Origin of the sequence: Tardiphaga sp. (assembly GCF_025356345.1) — a bacterium.
Taxonomy (GTDB): domain Bacteria; phylum Pseudomonadota; class Alphaproteobacteria; order Rhizobiales; family Xanthobacteraceae; genus Tardiphaga.
The window spans coordinates 22809-37816 of record NZ_JANXTC010000104.1 but is presented as its reverse complement, the minus strand read 5'-3'; the positions used below and the strand labels follow the sequence as shown (position 1 = coordinate 37816).

Below are 15008 nucleotides of genomic sequence, written 5' to 3'. Positions count from 1 at the left end.
CTCCACCAAGGAGGAAATCGAATTCTTGCGCGACCACAAGGACGTCGCGTCCTGCGAGGCGACGCCGCATCACCTCACGCTGACCGCGCCTGAATGCTACGAGCGGCTCGGCACGCTGGCGCAGATGAACCCGCCGGTGCGTGACGCCAGCCATCGCGACGGCATCTGGAACGGCATCGCGCAGGGGATCATCGACGTGCTCGGTTCCGATCATGCGCCGCATACGCTGCAGGAAAAGGACAAGGTCTATCCGGCCTCGCCGTCGGGCATGACCGGGGTGCAGACGCTGGTCCCGATCATGCTGGACCACGTCAATGCCGGCCGGCTGTCGCTGGCGCGCTTCGTTGATCTGTCGAGCGCGGGTCCGGCGCGGCTCTACAATATCGCCAGCAAGGGCCGCATTGCCGCCGGCTACGATGCCGACTTCACCATCGTCGATATGAAGCGCTCCGAGACCATCACCAACGACTGGGTGGCCTCAAAAGCCGGCTGGACGCCCTATGACGGCGTGAAAGTCACCGGCTGGCCGGTCGGGACCTTTGTCCGCGGCCGCCGCGTGATGTGGCAGGGCGAACTCGTGACGCCTGCGCAGGGCGAGACGGTACGGTTTCTGGAGACGTTGCGGGGGTAACGACGCGCGAAGCTCTCCTCCGTCGTTGCGAGGAGCCACCGGGTCCGGCTTCGCCGGCCCGATGATATACTCCGCGACGCGGCAATCCAGAAGGCTACTAGCGAAGACTGGATTGCTTGGTCGCCAGGGCTCCTCGCAATGACGGCTGAGGGGGCGCGAAAAAATTACTGCTTCGCCAGCGTCAGCGAGAACTCGCCGTTGCGGACGCGCGCTGGCAGACCTTCGACGAATTTCGCGACAGCATCTTCGCCGTAAGTGCCGACCAGCTCGGCGAAAGCGGCGAACAGGCTGGCCTGCGCCAGGCAATCGCCGTCGACGCCATCATGGCGCGCTTCGGCCCAGGCTTCGTTGAGGTAACCGAGAGCGGCTTGCTTCTGATCCTGATCGGGCAGGGCGTCGCGGGCGGACTGGTAGGCAACGGAATGGCTCATGAAATTCCCAGATGATCTTTGACGCGCCCCGAGGCGAAGCACGTTCTTTCAAGCTCGAATCAGAATCTAGCATGGGTAGTTTGGCTGCAAGCCGGACATCTTTAAAAAGGGTTAACGGCGGCGAATCAAATTTCGCAAAGATTCACCTGGATCCCGAACCGGAAGAATTCGGCGTTGGGCGAGGAGCCCTTTCGCTCAATCGGGTAGGGGGCCGTCTCGGAACAAGGGCTGCCGCCATCGCGCGGGTGCGCCCTATGCTGCTCGCGGCGCCTGAGCCTCGCGCATCCGTCGGGGAACTTGTTTGATGTCGTTTGAAACCGCGATTTCCGTTGATGCGCACTGTGTTCGGCTGTTGGCAAAGGCAGCCGACGCCGCCTCCATCGGGCTGGTGGTGGACCGGCAGGAACTGAAACGGGCGGCCGGCGAGGTGGTGCTCGAGATCAGGGCCGCGGCGGTGAATCCGTCCGATATCAAGGCGGCGACCGGGCTGATGCCCTATGCCATCTTTCCGCGAACGCCCGGCCGGGATTTTGCCGGGGTGGTGATCGACGGCCCCGCCCATTGGATCGGCCGCGAGGTGTTTGGTTCGTCGGGTGATCGCGGCATCCGCCGCGATGGGACCCATGCCACACATCTGTCGGTCGAGGCGAAGGCGCTGGTGGAGAAGCCGGGCGGTCTGTCATGGGAGGAGACCGCCGGCATTGGCGCGCCTTTCGGTGGCCGGCTCATCGCGCGACCGGGTGTTGCTGCGGCCGTAGCCGAACCTATTCAGCCGCTTTCGTCACGATCCTGATCTCCGACGTCAACGTGCGATGTACCGGGCACTTGTCGGCGATCTCCATCAGCCTGGCGCGCTGTCCGGCGTCCAGCGCCCCTTCGATCGAGATTGTTCGCTCGACCTGGTCGATCATGCCCTCCTTGGTCTCGCAGGCCTCGCAATCCGTCGCATGGATCTTGCCATGCGTCAGCGTCACGCTGACGCGCTCCAGTGGCAGCGCCTTGCGGTCGGCATAGAGCCGCATGGTCATCGCGGTACAGGCGCCGAGCGCGCCTAGCAGGAGATCATAGGGCCCCGGGCCGGTGTCGGTGCCGCCTGCGGTGACGGGTTCGTCGGCAAGAAGAAGATGCGGCCCGACGATGACCTGCTGCTGGAATTTGCCGGCGCCGGTTTCGCGCACGATCACCCGGCGCGGTTCTTCCGGCAGGGCCGTAACCGGCTGCTCCTTGAGTGGTGACAGATACCGCGCCGCCCACGCTGCGATCAGATTGGCGACGTAGATGGCATCGGTCCGGTCGGTGAGCAGATGGTCCATGCCGTCGAGCGATACAAAACTCTTCGGATGTCTGGCGGCGAGAAAGATGTTCGTGGCGCTATCGATGCCGACGGTGTCATCGGTCGGGGATTGCATGATCAGCAGCGGCCTGTGCAGCCGTGTCACGTGCGCCATCAGATTGTGCTCGGCGACATCGTCGAGAAATTCACGCTTGATCCGGAATGGCCGGCCGGCGAGTTGCACTTCGACTTCACCGTGGACGCGAATGTCGTGCAGGCGGTCGGCGAACAGTTTGGTGACGTGGGCGGGATCGGACGGCGCGGCAATGGTGACCACCGCTTTCGCTTCGGGGATCTTCGCGGCCGCCGCGAGGATCGCCGCGCCGCCCAGACTGTGGCCGATCAGGATCGCCGGCGCCTGTCGGATGTTGCGCAGATGGTTGGCGGCGAGAACGAGGTCGGCGATGTTGGAGGAGAACGTCGAATTGGCGAAGTCGCCTTCGCTGGAACCGAGCCCGGTGAAATCGAACCGTAGCACCGCGATGCCGCTCGCCGTCAGCGCCGCGGAAATCCGTCGCGCGCCGTGGGTGTCCTTGCCGCAGGTGAAGCAATGCGCAAATAGCGCATAGGCGATGATGGCGCCATCCGGCAGGTCCAGCGCCGCGGCCAGCGCGTGGCCATCCGTGCCGGAAAATTGAAAGCGTTCGGTCGGCATCGCGGACTCCTTGGACGTGGTTTGGAATCTCCCCGTCATTGCGAGGAGCGAAGCGACGCGGCAATCCAGAAAGCACAAGCGAAGCAAGACAGGATTGCTTCGCCGCAACGGCTCCTCGCAATGATGAGCCAGGATTTAATCGTCCGAATAGCGCTGCTCTTGCCACGGATCGCCGCGGTTGTGATAGCCGCGCACTTCCCAATAGCCGGGTTTGTCCTCGGTGACGAATTCAATGCGCTGCAGCCACTTGGCGCTCTTCCAGAAATACAGATGCGGCACGATCAGGCGAACGGGGCCGCCGTGGTCGCGCTCGATCGGTTGCCCCTGCCAGGAATGCGCCAGCAGGGCGTCCTCGGCCGCGAAATCCTGCAAAGTGAGGTTGGTGGTATAACCGTCGTGGGAATGCAGCACGACGAATTGCGCGTCGTCTCTTGGTTTGCAGGCGGCCAGCAGCTCTCGGGTGGAGAGCCCGTCCCAGCGATTGTCGTAGCGCGACCAGGTGGTGACGCAGTGGATGTCGGAGATGAATTGCTGCTGCGGCTGCGCGCTGAACTGGGCAAAATCCCAGAACAGCGGATTCTCCACCGCGCCATAGACGTCAAGCCGCCAGCGGTCCTGCGATATGTTCGGCGTGACGCCGAGGTCCAGCACCGGCCAATCCCTGGTGAGGTGCTGGCCGGGCGGCAGCCGTTGTTCGTCGGGGCGCGCGATCCGGCCGATCAGAAACCGGCCTTCGCGCGCCCAGCGCTCCTTGGTTTTGGTCAGCTTTGAGTCCGGCGGCAGGTTTTCGTCGGTCATCGCTGTGCTCCGTAGCTGGAACGGCGCGGCCGTCACTCGTGACGGTGCATCGCCGAGTTGTGCTTGGTGTCGCGCATGGTGGCGTAAATGATCAGCGACAGGAAGATCATGCCGCTGAGATAATAATAGAACCACTGCTCGTGGCCCAGACTCTTGAAGTACAGCGCGATCATCGGCGCGGTGCCGCCGAAGATCGACACCGTCAGCGCATAGGGCAGGCCGACGCCGAGCGCGCGGATATTGGTCGGAAACAGTTCCGCCTTCACCACGGCGTTGATCGAGGTGTAGCCGGCGACAAACACCCAGGCGGCGCAGATCAGCAGGAACGCCGTGAACGGCGACTTGGTCGATTGCAGCGCGGTCAGGATCGGAATCGTCGACAGCGTGCCGGCGACGCCGAAAAAGATCAGCAGCGGCTTGCGGCCGATGCGGTCCGACAGCGCGCCATAGAGCGGCTGCAGCAGGCAGGCGAAGATCAGCGTGCCGAAGATCACCGTGGTGGTCTGGTCGGCGGTGAGTCCGACCGAGAGCTTGACGAAGGTTTGCATGTAGGTGGTGAAGGTATAGAAAGCCGCGGTGCCGCCGGCGGTGAGGCCGACCACCAGCAGCAATTCGCGCGGATATTTCAGCAGCCCCCTGATCGATCCCATCGGCTTTTTCAGTCGCTTGGCTTCCTCGAAGGCCGGGCTCTCATGCAGGTCGCGCCGCATCACCGCCGCGAACACCGCGAGCATGGCGCCAATCACGAACGGAATCCGCCAGCCCCACGCATACAATTCCGCTTCGGTGAGAAACACCTTCTGCAGCAGCAGCAGCACGATGATCGCGGTCAACTGGCCACCGATCAGCGTGACATACTGAAAGCTGGAATAGAAGCCGCGATGCTTGGGATCGGCCACCTCGCTGAGATAGGTGGCGCTGGCGCCATATTCGCCGCCGAGGCTGAGACCTTCGATCATGCGGGCAAAGGCCAGCATCACCGGGGCGGCAAACCCGATGGTCGCGTAAGTCGGCGTACAGGCGATGATCAGCGAACCGAAACACATGCACAGCACCGACAGGGTCAGCGACAGCCGCCGGCCGTGGACGTCGGCGATGTAGCCGAACAGCCAGCCGCCGAGCGGGCGCATCAGGAAGGTAGCCGAGAAGATCACGGCGGAATTGAGCTGCTGGACGACGGGATCGCTGTTCGGAAAAAAGGCCTGCGCGAAGTACAGCGAGAAGGCGGTATAGGCGTAGAAGTCATACCATTCGACGAGGTTGCCCATCGAGCCGATGAAGATCGCCTTCACCCGCTTCTCGACGTCGGCAAGGTGAAGTTTGCCGTCGACGTTCGGTGCTGCAATTTGATCCGCCACGTGTCACCTTCAATTCCGTGAAATGAAATGCTCCGTTGCCACGGCTGCGACAAAAAGCCAATGCCGCGCGATGCATTGCAGCCGGCAGAAGCTGTTTGCTGTCCTCACGGCAGGCATGGTGCGATGCAATATTCGACGGAATGCTGATCATGGCGGCGCCTATGCGACGAAAGTTGCAGGCGAGGCGAGCCGGATCGTTGGACGAAGCAAAAATCGTCTTGATGCGTATTGATGGGGTATCACCCGCGTCCACCGCCTGGTCGCGGGTGATATATTTTATATCAGGTTCAGGCTGCCGCCCTCGGATCGATCGGGGTCGAGCCGCGCAGTCCCAGAATGTCCTCGAGGACGCGGGAACCGGCGAGAAGGGCGGCTTCGCCGCGCGGCGGGCCGACGATCTGCAGGCCGACCGGCAAGCCGCGCGAGGTAAATCCGCAGGGCAGCGACATCGCCGGGCAGCAGATCAGCGTGATCGCGTAGACGATCGCCAGCCATTGCACATAGTTCTCGAAGGTGGTGCCGTTGCATTCCGCGAGATAGCGCTGCTCGATCGGGAACGGTGGTACGATCGTCGCCGGGCACAGCAGCAGGTCATAGGTCTGGAAGAATTCATAGGCGCGGGCCGCCATCGCGACGCGCTGGCCTTCGGCGCGCTCGATGTCGGTGACCTTGAGCTTGAGGCCCTCCTCGATATTCCAGATCACTTCCGGCTTCAGCATGTCACGCTTGTCGCGCAGCAGCCTCGCCTTGGAGAGCGCGAAATCATACGCGCGCAGCACGTGAAAGCATTCATGCGCTTCGCGGAGGTCGGGATGCGCTTCCTCGACGATCACGCCGGCTTCCTCGAAGCGCAGCGCCGCCTGGCGGGTGATCGCGACCACTTCCGGGTCGACCGGGGTGATGCCGAGATCCGGCGAATAGGCCACGCGCTTCGGTTTGCGGCCGGAGCGTGCGGCGGCGCGGAACGTGTCCGGCAGCAGCGGCAGCGACAGCGGGTCGGCCGGATGTTCACCGCTCATGGCGTCGAGCATCAATGCCAGATCCTCGACGTTGCGGGCCATCGGCCCCTGCACGCTGAGGGTTCGCGCGATCGCCACCGAGGGCGAAATGGCGACGCGGCCGATGCTGGGCCGCATGCCGACCACGCCACAGAAACTGGCGGGATTGCGCAGCGAGCCGCCCATGTCGGAGCCATGCGCCAGCCAGGCCGTCCCGCTCGCCAGGGCCGCCGCGGCGCCGCCGGAGGAGCCCGCCGCCGAGCGCGACAGGTCCCACGGGTTCAGCGTCGCGCCGAACACATCGTTGAAGGTGTTGGCGCCGGCGCCGAATTCCGGCGTGTTGGATTTCGCGTAGATCAGCGCGCCGTTCTCTTCCAGGCGCTCGACCAGCAGGTTGGATCTGGCGGGGATCGTGTCCTGAAAGATCCGCGACCCTTGCGTGGTGCGCACGCCGGCCACCGCGGTGAGGTCCTTGATGGGCACCGGCAGGCCGGCCAGGATGCCGCGGCTACCGAGCGGCTTCTTCATCAGCTCCGTCGCAAACCGGCGGGCGCGATCAAAACACAGCGTCGGCAATGCGTTGACCTTGTCATCGACCTCGGCAATTCGCGCCTCGAGCGCATCCAGCAGTTCAAGCGGTGTCACCGTGCCGGCATTGAGTTGATCGACGATGGCGCATGCCGTCGCCTTGATGAGCTGTTGATCAGATGCCACGCACTCTCCAGTTCGCTTGCCTAAAATTGTCGATCCCGACGGAATTGCCGTGTAGACCATTTTGCGACGAAGTGTAATCGCAGCGCGCCGCTCTGCACGAATACGGGGATGCAACCATGGGTAAGCCTTTCGGAGCAACGGACTGGCGCGCGATGAGTCGGGAGCAGGTCGATGCCGGCCTCAACAATGGCGTCGCGGTTGCTGGCAGTGCCGAGATCGGCGCCGGCTGGGTCGAGCGCTCCGAGGCGATGAAAGTGAGGTTTCCGGCGCATCTCGAGCTGAGCTACGGGCCGCGCGAGCGCAACCGGTTCGACTTTTTGAAGGCCGCCGATGGCGGCCCGACGCTGGTGCTGATCCATGGCGGCTACTGGCAGATGCGCTCCAAGGATTTTTTCACCTGCTTCGCCGCGGGACCGATGGCGCACGGCATCAACGTCGCCGTGATCGGCTACACGCTGGCGCCGGAAGCCACGCTCGACGAGATTGTCGCGGAACTGCACGCCAGCGTCGACGCGCTGGTGGCGCAATTGCCGTCACTGGGCGGAGATCCCGCGCGGATCATCGTCAGCGGCTGGTCCGCCGGCGGCCACCTCACCGCCACGACGCTGACCCATCCCGCGGTCAAGGGCGGCGTTGCCATATCGGGCATCTACGATCTCGAGCCGATCCGCCACAGCTATCTCAATGAGAAGCTGAAGCTCGATGAAGCGATGTCGAAGCGCAATTCACCGTTGCTGCGGGATAGCGGCCCGGCGGCGCCGCTGTCGCTGGTGGTCGGCGGCAACGAGTTGCCGCTGCTGCGGCAGCAGACCTCGGATCTGGCCGCGTTCCGCGCGGTGCGCGGTCTGCCGGTGAGTTACGAGGAGATCGCCGGCGCCGATCATTTCAGCATCATGAAACAGCTGGAATCTCCGACTGGACGCATCACCACGCTGATCAAGCAGATGGCGGAGCGGATCTAGTCCCGAACCGGGTGCGTTCGCGATAGCAATGACCCGGCCGCGGCGATCGGTCCCGGCCATCGCGCATCGCGCAGTGCACTGCAGCGTTGATCGCCGGCCGGGTTTGGTCCACACCTCCCGACACAATTATTGGCGAAGGAAACAGGTCGTGAGCACGCAAAAAGAATATCGGATCGCGGTCATCCCGGGCGACGGCATCGGCAAGGAAGTGATGCCGGAAGGTTTGCGCGTGCTGGAGGCCGCTGCCAAGAAGTACCGGGTCAAGCTGCATTTCGACCATTTCGACTTCTCGTCCTATGATTATTACGAGAAGCACGGCCAGATGATGCCGGATGACTGGAAGGACCAGATCGACAAGCACGACGCGATCTATTTCGGCGCCGTCGGCCTGCCGGCAAAAATTCCGGATCATATTTCGTTGTGGGGATCGCTGATCAAGTTTCGCCGCGAGTTTGACCAGTACGTCAATCTGCGCCCCGTCAAGCTGATGCCCGGCGTACCCAGCCCGCTGGTCGGCCGCAAGACCGGCGATATCGATTTCTGGGTGGTCCGCGAAAACACCGAAGGCGAATATTCATCGGTGGGCGGTCGCATGTTCCCCGGCACCGATCGCGAATTCGTCACCCAGCAAACGGTGATGACGCGGATCGGCGTCGACCGGATTCTGAAATTCGCGTTCGATCTGGCGCAATCGCGACCGAAGAAGCATTTGACTTCGGCGACCAAGTCTAACGGCATCTCGATCACCATGCCGTATTGGGATGAGCGCGTGGAGGAAATGGCGAAGGCCTATCCGGACGTGAAGTGGGACAAGTACCACATCGACATTCTAACCGCGAATTTCGTGCTGCATCCTGACTGGTTCGACGTCGTGGTCGGCTCCAACCTGTTCGGTGACATCCTCTCCGATCTCGGCCCGGCCTGCACCGGCACGATCGGCATTGCGCCGTCGGGCAATATCAACCCGGCCGGGCTGTTCCCGTCGGTGTTCGAGCCGGTGCATGGTTCGGCGCCCGATATTGCCGGGCAGGGCATCGCCAATCCGATCGGCATGATCTGGTCCGGTGCGATGATGCTCGAACATCTCGGTGAGAAGGAAGCCGCCGCCGCCATCGTCATGGCGATCGAGCGCACGCTAGGCGAACGCACGCTGCGTACCCGCGACCTCGGCGGCCAGGCCGACACCTCGGCCTGCGGCAAGGCCGTGGCGGAGATGCTGGAGTAGGTACTGCCTCGGCTCGGTTGCATCGTTCCCCGGACGCGGTGCACCGCGCCGCCATTCGGCGGCGTGGTGCGCCGCAAAGCCGGGGCCCCGGGTGGCGAAGAAAAAAACCGGGATCCCGGATATGCGGAGCGGCGTGGAACGCCGCACCGCGTCCGGGACACGGATCATGATCGCCGCGCGAGCCGCGTCGCCAGAAATTCCATCAGTACCTCGACCCGCGCGGGGCGCGGTCCTCCCGGTGGGGTGACGAGGTAGACCCCGCTTTCGGATTGCGACCAGTCGGCCAGTACGGCTTCGAGCTGGCCGCACGCCAGCGCCTCGCCGCAGATGAATTCCGGCAGGTCGCCAATTCCCAACCCCGCGATCAGTGTCGGCAGCAGCGCTTCGCCATTGTTGACGCGCAGCGGACCGGCCGGTCGCACGCTGGCTTGCTCGCCCGCGGCGTTGCTGAAGTGCCAGACGCCCGGTGTCGAGAGATAGGTATAGCCGAGGCACCGGTGCCCGGCGAGCTGCAGCGGATGTGTCGGACGGCCATGCCTGACGAAATAGGCCGGCGCTCCGACAATGTAACGTGGCATGCCGCACAGCCGTCGCGCCAGTAGCGAGGAATCCGGCAAAGTTGCGATGCGGATCGCGGCGTCAAATCCTTCGCCGATCAGGTCAACCGTGGCATCGCTCAGGCTGAGATCGATCGAGATTTCGGGATAGGCCGCCAGAAATTCGGGCAGCAGCGGCGCCACGACCTTGGTGCCAAAGGTCATCGGCACCGCGAGTCGCACCAGCCCGCGCGGTGTCGCCGATTGCGCCAGCGCCTCGCTCTCGGCCAGTTCGCCGTCGGCCAGCAATCGGGCGGCGCGTACCGCCAGCGTACGGCCGGCGTCGGTGAGCGCAATCCGCCGCGACGTCCGGTTGAACAGCCGTGCGCCCAGCCTCTCCTCGAGCCGGCTGACGGCCTTGGAGACGGTGGCGGTGGACAGCGCCAGCTCCGCCGCGGTGGCCGCGAAAGAGCGCAGCTCGACCACCTTGGCAAAGATCGCCAGTGCCTCGAAGTCGAGAAGTTTTGACATCAATTTCCTGAACGATGAGTTTCCATCATTTCTATTTATGCCTCATCTGGCGCAGGCTATCCACCGGATAACGCCATGCCATCCAAGCCAGTTGTCCAACCAGGAGCCCGCTATGACCAAGGTTCTCGTCCTCTATTATTCCGCCTATGGCCACATCGAGACGATGGCCAACGCTGTCGCCGAAGGCGCGCGCGAGACCGGTGCCACGGTCGATATCAAGCGCGTGCCCGAACTGGTGCCCGCCGATATCGCCAAGGCGTCCTACTACAAGGTCGACCAGGCCGCGCCGGTCGCGACCATCGATGATCTCGCGAATTATGATGCCATTATCGTTGGCACCGGCACCCGCTTCGGCCGCATGGCCTCGCAGATGGCCAACTTCCTCGACCAGGCTGGTGGGTTGTGGGCGAAGGGCGCGCTGCATGGCAAGGTCGGAGGGGCCTTCACCTCGACCGCGACCCAGCATGGCGGCCAGGAAACCACCCTGTTCTCGATCATCACCAATTTGCTGCATTTCGGTATGACCATCGTCGGCCTGAACTATGGCTTTCAGGGCCAGATGAAGCTCGACGAGGTCACCGGCGGCTCGCCCTATGGTGCGACGACGATTTCCGCCGGTGACGGCAGCCGCCAGCCCAGCGAGAACGAACTGGCCGGCGCCCGCTATCAGGGCAGGGTGATCGCGGAGACCGCGAAAAAGCTGCATGGCTGAGGCATAGACTATCGCTCGATGGCTGGAACCGACAGTCATGCCAGGCATGACTGTCGGTTCGTCCACCCGCGTTGATTTTTTTGCTCCGGCGCAGCATGGTCGGAACAATGTCTGACATGTTCTCCACCCTCGCCGCGCTGGTCTATGACGACAGCCAGGATCCCGACGCGATGCTACGCGGGTTTGCGGCTGATCTGAACGCGCGCGGTTGCCGCGCGGTCGGTCTGGTGCAGCTTGGCGATGCCAGCGGCGGTGCTCCGCAACTCTCGGCGTTGCTGGTCCATAATGGCCATACGATCCGGCTGTTTCAGAACCTCGGTCCAGGCGCGACCGGCTGCAAGCTCGACCTTGGCCAGTTGCTCGACGCGGGCATCCAGGTGGCGAACGCGATCGACGAAGGCGCCGATCTGGTCATCATCAACCGCTTCGGCCGCCAGGAACGCGATGGCAAGGGCCTGTCCTATCTGATCGAGCGCGCGCTCAGCGCAGATATTCCCGTTATCATCGCGGTCCCGGTGGCGCGGTTGGCGGACTGGGCCAGTTTCTCCGACGGCATGGCGACGCAATTGTCCTGCGAGCGCGCGGCGCTCGACGCCTGGTGGATGTCGGTGTACGCCGCGCGATCGCAGGTCGCGTAGAACCGCGCCTACGCATCCGTTCCCCGGACGCAGCGCACTGCGCCGCCGGGACACAGCCGGAATGCCGTCGTATCAGCTCCAGGCCCTCAACTTTAGTCCACCTCGCTTTGCGCGGTCCGAGCTTGTCCGTCCGGCGCGCCGGTACTAGATGTCGGGTCATCGTACAACTTTATGACCCGCCCGATCGACGAAGCGAATAGACGACGCGCCCGGGCGCTCCTACACTGCCAGCAAAGTCGACCCCTAAGGGGCGAACCAAATAACCGGCCAAAGTGCCGGACTCAGGAAATTCACAGGGAGGATTTCGTCCATGAGAAGAAGAGATGTCGTCACGGGCGGCCTCGCCGCGCTGGGACTCGGCGCCGCTGGCCTCGGTCGCCTCACCCCCGCACTCGCCCAGAGCAAAATGGTGCTGAAGGCGTCCGACGTCCACCCGCTCGGCTATCCCACGGTGGAATCCGTGATCAAGATGGGCAAGAAGCTGGACGCCGCCACCAATGGCCGCCTCACCATCCAGATGTTTCCCTCGATGCAGCTTGGCGGCGAGAAGGAAGCCATCGAGCAGGCCCAGGTCGGCGCGCTGCAGATCGCGCGCATCTCGGTTGGCGCCGTCGGCCCGGTGGTCGATGACGTCAACGTCTTCAACATGCCGTTCGTGTTCCGCGACGCCCGGCACATGGAAGCCGTGCTCGACGGCGAGATCGGCACCGAGCTGCTCGACAAGATCACGGCCAACCAGAAGACCGGGCTGGTCGCGCTCGGCTGGATGAACGCCGGCTCGCGCAACATCTACAACAGCAAGCGCCCGATCAGGACTATCGCCGACCTCAAGGGCCTGAAGATCCGGATGATCGGCAATCCGTTGTTCATCGACACCATGAACGCGCTCGGCGGCAACGGCATCGCGATGGGCTTTGATCAGGTCTATAGTGCGATGCAGACCGGCGTGGTCGACGGCGCCGAGAACAACCTGCCATCCTTCGTGGCGCAGAACCACTATCAGGTCGCCAAGTACTTCTCGATGACCGAGCACCTGATCATACCCGAACTGCTGGTGTTCTCGAAAGCCTCCTGGGACAAGCTGTCGAAGGACGATCAGGTGCTGGTGAAGAAGTTTGGCCGCGAGGCACAGGCCGAACAGCGGGTGTTGTGGTACGAGGCCGAGAAGACCGCGCTCGACAAGATGAAGGAAGTCGGCACCGACGTCATCACTACGATCGACAAGAAGCCGTTCCAGGAAGCGGTGAAGCCGGTGTGGGATAAGTATGGCGCCAAATATGCCGAGATGACCAAGCGCATCGCCGCGGTGGGTTAGTCCATCACCGTCATTCCGGGGCGCGGGCGGCGCCAGCCGGCCGCGAACCCGGAATCCGGAGATGTTTTGAACGTCTCGAGGTTCCGGGTTCAATCGCCGCTGCCGCGGCTCGTACGCCGGAATGAGAACCGAGTGATCCTGAGGTCTGCATGTCCGACGTTCTTTCAAAACTGCCCATCATCTCCCGGCCACGTGATGAAGCCGCGGGCCATGGCGCCGCCGCGGCCTTCCGCCGAACGATGGATGCGCTGTACTGGAGCGGCGCGGTTATCTCCTGCATCGCGCTGGTACTGATTTCGGCAATCATCCCGTGGGCGGTCTACACCCGCTATATTCTCAATAGTGCGGCATCGTGGCCGGAGCCGCTAGCGGTGCTGCTGACCGTCGCAGTTACCTTTATCGGCGCTGCAAACTGCTATCGGCAGCGCATCCATATGAACATGACGGTCGGCACCAATCTGCTGTCACCGCGAATGCGCGTCGGCGCTGCCTTCATCAGCGAACTGCTGATGGCGGCGATGGCGTTGTTCATGATGATCTGGGGCATGAAGCTGGTGCTGGCGACCTGGGGCAATTCAGTCGACGAATTCCCGGCGCTGTCGGTCGGCATCACCTATCTGCCGATTCCGATCTCCGGCGCGATGATGTTCCTGTTCGTGGTGGAGCGGCTCACGATAGGTCCGCCGCCGCAGGATGGCAGTGACTCCCATGTCGCCTTTGAATAGCTCGCCGCCGCACTAGTCCTCAAGCAAGATAAAGAAAACCACGATGGACATCGCCGTTCTACTGCTCAGCATGTGTCTTTTTTTCGCCATTGGCATGCCGATCGCCTTCGCGCTGGCGCTGGCGGCGCTGGTCGGCGCGCTGTGGATCGACCTGCCGGTCGCGGCGGTGATTCAGCAGCTCTCCAGCGGTGTCGGCAAGGTGTCGATGTTGACGGTGCCGTTCTTCGTGCTGGCGGGCGCCATCATGGCGGAAGGCGGCATGGCACGGCGGCTGGTGGATTTCGCCGCCGTGGTTGTCGGCTTCACCCGGATTCGCGGCGGGCTGTCGCAGGTCAATATTCTTGCCACCACCATCATGAGCGGTATCTCTGGATCCTCGGTGGCCGACACTTCAGCGATCGGTTCGGTCATGATTCCGCAGATGGCGGCCAAGGGCTATCCGCGGGTTTTCGCTACCAACGTCACGATCTCCGCCTCAGTGCAGGCGATCCTGGTGCCACCGAGCCACAATGCGGTGATCTACTCGCTGGCCACCGGCGGCGTCGTCTCGATCACCAGCCTGTTTCTGGCCGGCATCGTCCCCGGGCTGCTGCTCGGCTTCTCGATCATGCTGCTATGCCTGTATTTCGCCTATCGCGACGGCCATCCCAAGGGCGAGCCGGTGCCGATCCGGCAGGCGCTGAAAATGCTGGGTGACGCGACTTGGGGGATTATCACCTTGGTGATCGTGCTCGGTGGCATCCTGACCGGGGTATTCACGCCGATCGAGGCCGGCGCGGTGGCCTGCGTCTGGGCGTTCTTCGTCACCATGTTCATCTACCGCGACTATAAATGGTCAGAACTGCCGATGCTGACCTATCGCACCCTGCAGACGGTGGCGATGGTGCTGACCTTGGTGGCGACCGCGTCGTGTTTCGGCTATGTCGCGGCGCTGATGCAGATGCCGGCGAAGATGACTGAATTCTTCGTTGCTATTTCATCGAACAAATATGTGCTGCTGATGTGGCTCAACATCATGCTGCTCGTGCTCGGCACCGCGCTCGATCTGGCGCCGCTGCTGTTGATCTGCACGCCGATCCTGCTGCCGGTGGTGAAGAATTTCGGCATCGACCCCGTGCATTTCGGCATCGTGATGCTGCTGAACCTCGGCATCGGCCTGCTGACGCCACCGGTCGGCACCACTTTGTTTGTCGGCTGCGCGATCGGCAAGGTCTCGGTGGACGAGGTGATGCGCGGCATCTGGCCGTTTTATTACGTGATGTTCGCGGTCTTGATGCTGGTGACCTATGTGCCATGGTTCTCGATGGCCCTGCCGCACGCATTCGGGTTTCGATGAGGCCGCGGCCTCTCCACGTCATTGCGAGGAGCCACCGGGTCCGGCTTCGCCGGCCCGATGATAAACTCCGCGACGCGGCAATCCATAAAGTCGCGGAGAAAGACCGGATT

14 protein-coding genes and 1 pseudogene are annotated in these 15008 nt (G+C 63.3%); 9 read left to right on the top strand and 6 right to left on the bottom strand.

Features of this window, described 5'->3' with window-relative positions; translation table 11 throughout:
* Positions 1-631, top strand: a 631-nt coding sequence (locus Q0S16_RS06045) for an amidohydrolase family protein (RefSeq protein WP_295846075.1), incomplete at its 5' end; no start/stop codon positions are given.
* Between the two features lie 164 nt (positions 632-795).
* Here the strand turns inward: Q0S16_RS06045 and Q0S16_RS06040 are convergent.
* A complete protein-coding gene (locus Q0S16_RS06040) occupies positions 796-1062 on the bottom strand; it encodes a hypothetical protein (RefSeq protein ID WP_295846074.1) in 267 nt (88 codons plus the stop codon).
* 304 nt (positions 1063-1366) lie between these two features.
* Between Q0S16_RS06040 and Q0S16_RS06035 the strand changes: the two are divergent.
* A pseudogene (locus tag Q0S16_RS06035) lies at positions 1367-1777 on the top strand (alcohol dehydrogenase catalytic domain-containing protein); the annotation flags it as partial.
* Between the two features lie 49 nt (positions 1778-1826).
* On the opposite strand, the gene Q0S16_RS06030 reads toward Q0S16_RS06035, so the two are convergent.
* The 4 genes from Q0S16_RS06030 to Q0S16_RS06015 form a co-directional block, all read right to left on the bottom strand.
* Positions 1827-3050 (bottom strand): bifunctional alpha/beta hydrolase/OsmC family protein, encoded by a 1224-nt coding sequence (locus tag Q0S16_RS06030; protein ID WP_295846072.1) that lies wholly within the window; start codon positions 3048-3050, stop codon positions 1827-1829.
* A gap of 135 nt (positions 3051-3185) precedes the next feature.
* Complete coding sequence (locus Q0S16_RS06025; protein ID WP_295846071.1) at positions 3186-3848, bottom strand: sulfite oxidase-like oxidoreductase; 663 nt, start codon at positions 3846-3848, stop codon at positions 3186-3188.
* Between the two features lie 32 nt (positions 3849-3880).
* Entirely contained in the window at positions 3881-5206 is a 1326-nt protein-coding gene (locus Q0S16_RS06020) for an MFS transporter (RefSeq protein WP_295846068.1), read from the bottom strand.
* 287 nt (positions 5207-5493) lie between these two features.
* Entirely contained in the window at positions 5494-6918 is a 1425-nt protein-coding gene (locus Q0S16_RS06015; RefSeq protein ID WP_295846066.1) for an amidase family protein, read from the bottom strand.
* A gap of 116 nt (positions 6919-7034) precedes the next feature.
* On the opposite strand from Q0S16_RS06015, the gene Q0S16_RS06010 reads away from it, so the two are divergent.
* On the top strand, positions 7035-7880 hold the full coding sequence (locus Q0S16_RS06010) for an alpha/beta hydrolase (protein WP_295846065.1): 846 nt from the start codon (positions 7035-7037) through the stop codon (positions 7878-7880).
* Positions 7881-8028: 148 nt separating this feature from the next.
* Complete coding sequence (locus Q0S16_RS06005; protein ID WP_295846063.1) at positions 8029-9105, top strand: tartrate dehydrogenase; 1077 nt, start codon at positions 8029-8031, stop codon at positions 9103-9105.
* 164 nt (positions 9106-9269) lie between these two features.
* Here the strand turns inward: Q0S16_RS06005 and Q0S16_RS06000 are convergent, their stop codons facing one another.
* Positions 9270-10172: a LysR family transcriptional regulator gene (locus tag Q0S16_RS06000; RefSeq protein WP_295846062.1), complete on the bottom strand. Its 903-nt coding sequence runs from the start codon at positions 10170-10172 to the stop codon at positions 9270-9272.
* A gap of 112 nt (positions 10173-10284) precedes the next feature.
* Between Q0S16_RS06000 and wrbA the strand changes: the two genes are divergently transcribed.
* From wrbA to Q0S16_RS05975, 5 genes are all read left to right on the top strand, one after another.
* Positions 10285-10884 carry an NAD(P)H:quinone oxidoreductase gene (wrbA, locus tag Q0S16_RS05995; protein WP_295846061.1) on the top strand — a complete coding sequence of 200 codons (600 nt, stop codon included), beginning with the start codon at positions 10285-10287 and terminating at the stop codon, positions 10882-10884.
* 107 nt (positions 10885-10991) lie between these two features.
* Entirely contained in the window at positions 10992-11522 is a 531-nt protein-coding gene (locus Q0S16_RS05990; protein WP_295846060.1) for a DUF2478 domain-containing protein, read from the top strand.
* 310 nt (positions 11523-11832) lie between these two features.
* A complete protein-coding gene (locus tag Q0S16_RS05985; RefSeq protein ID WP_295846058.1) occupies positions 11833-12837 on the top strand; it encodes a TRAP transporter substrate-binding protein in 1005 nt (334 codons plus the stop codon).
* Positions 12838-12986: 149 nt separating this feature from the next.
* Entirely contained in the window at positions 12987-13562 is a 576-nt protein-coding gene (locus tag Q0S16_RS05980) for a TRAP transporter small permease (RefSeq protein WP_295846057.1), read from the top strand.
* Positions 13563-13605: 43 nt separating this feature from the next.
* Positions 13606-14898, top strand: coding sequence for a TRAP transporter large permease (locus tag Q0S16_RS05975; RefSeq protein ID WP_295846056.1), 1293 nt, complete (start codon positions 13606-13608; stop codon positions 14896-14898).
* The last annotated feature ends 110 nt before the right edge of the window (positions 14899-15008 follow it).

What these genes read in the sequence shown, in the direction of transcription:
- Q0S16_RS06040 (WP_295846074.1), bottom strand. Translation starts at nt 1,062, where the DNA reads ATGAGCCATTCCGTTGCCTACCAGTCCGCCCGCGACGCCCTGCCCGAT.
- Q0S16_RS06030 (WP_295846072.1), bottom strand. Translation starts at nt 3,050, where the DNA reads ATGCCGACCGAACGCTTTCAATTTTCCGGCACGGATGGCCACGCGCTG.
- Q0S16_RS06025 (WP_295846071.1), bottom strand. Translation starts at nt 3,848, where the DNA reads ATGACCGACGAAAACCTGCCGCCGGACTCAAAGCTGACCAAAACCAAG.
- Q0S16_RS06010 (WP_295846065.1), top strand. Translation starts at nt 7,035, where the DNA reads ATGGGTAAGCCTTTCGGAGCAACGGACTGGCGCGCGATGAGTCGGGAG.
- Q0S16_RS06000 (WP_295846062.1), bottom strand. Translation starts at nt 10,172, where the DNA reads ATGTCAAAACTTCTCGACTTCGAGGCACTGGCGATCTTTGCCAAGGTG.
- wrbA (WP_295846061.1), top strand. Translation starts at nt 10,285, where the DNA reads ATGACCAAGGTTCTCGTCCTCTATTATTCCGCCTATGGCCACATCGAG.
- Q0S16_RS05990 (WP_295846060.1), top strand. Translation starts at nt 10,992, where the DNA reads ATGTCTGACATGTTCTCCACCCTCGCCGCGCTGGTCTATGACGACAGC.
- Q0S16_RS05985 (WP_295846058.1), top strand. Translation starts at nt 11,833, where the DNA reads ATGAGAAGAAGAGATGTCGTCACGGGCGGCCTCGCCGCGCTGGGACTC.
- Q0S16_RS05980 (WP_295846057.1), top strand. Translation starts at nt 12,987, where the DNA reads ATGTCCGACGTTCTTTCAAAACTGCCCATCATCTCCCGGCCACGTGAT.
- Q0S16_RS05975 (WP_295846056.1), top strand. Translation starts at nt 13,606, where the DNA reads ATGGACATCGCCGTTCTACTGCTCAGCATGTGTCTTTTTTTCGCCATT.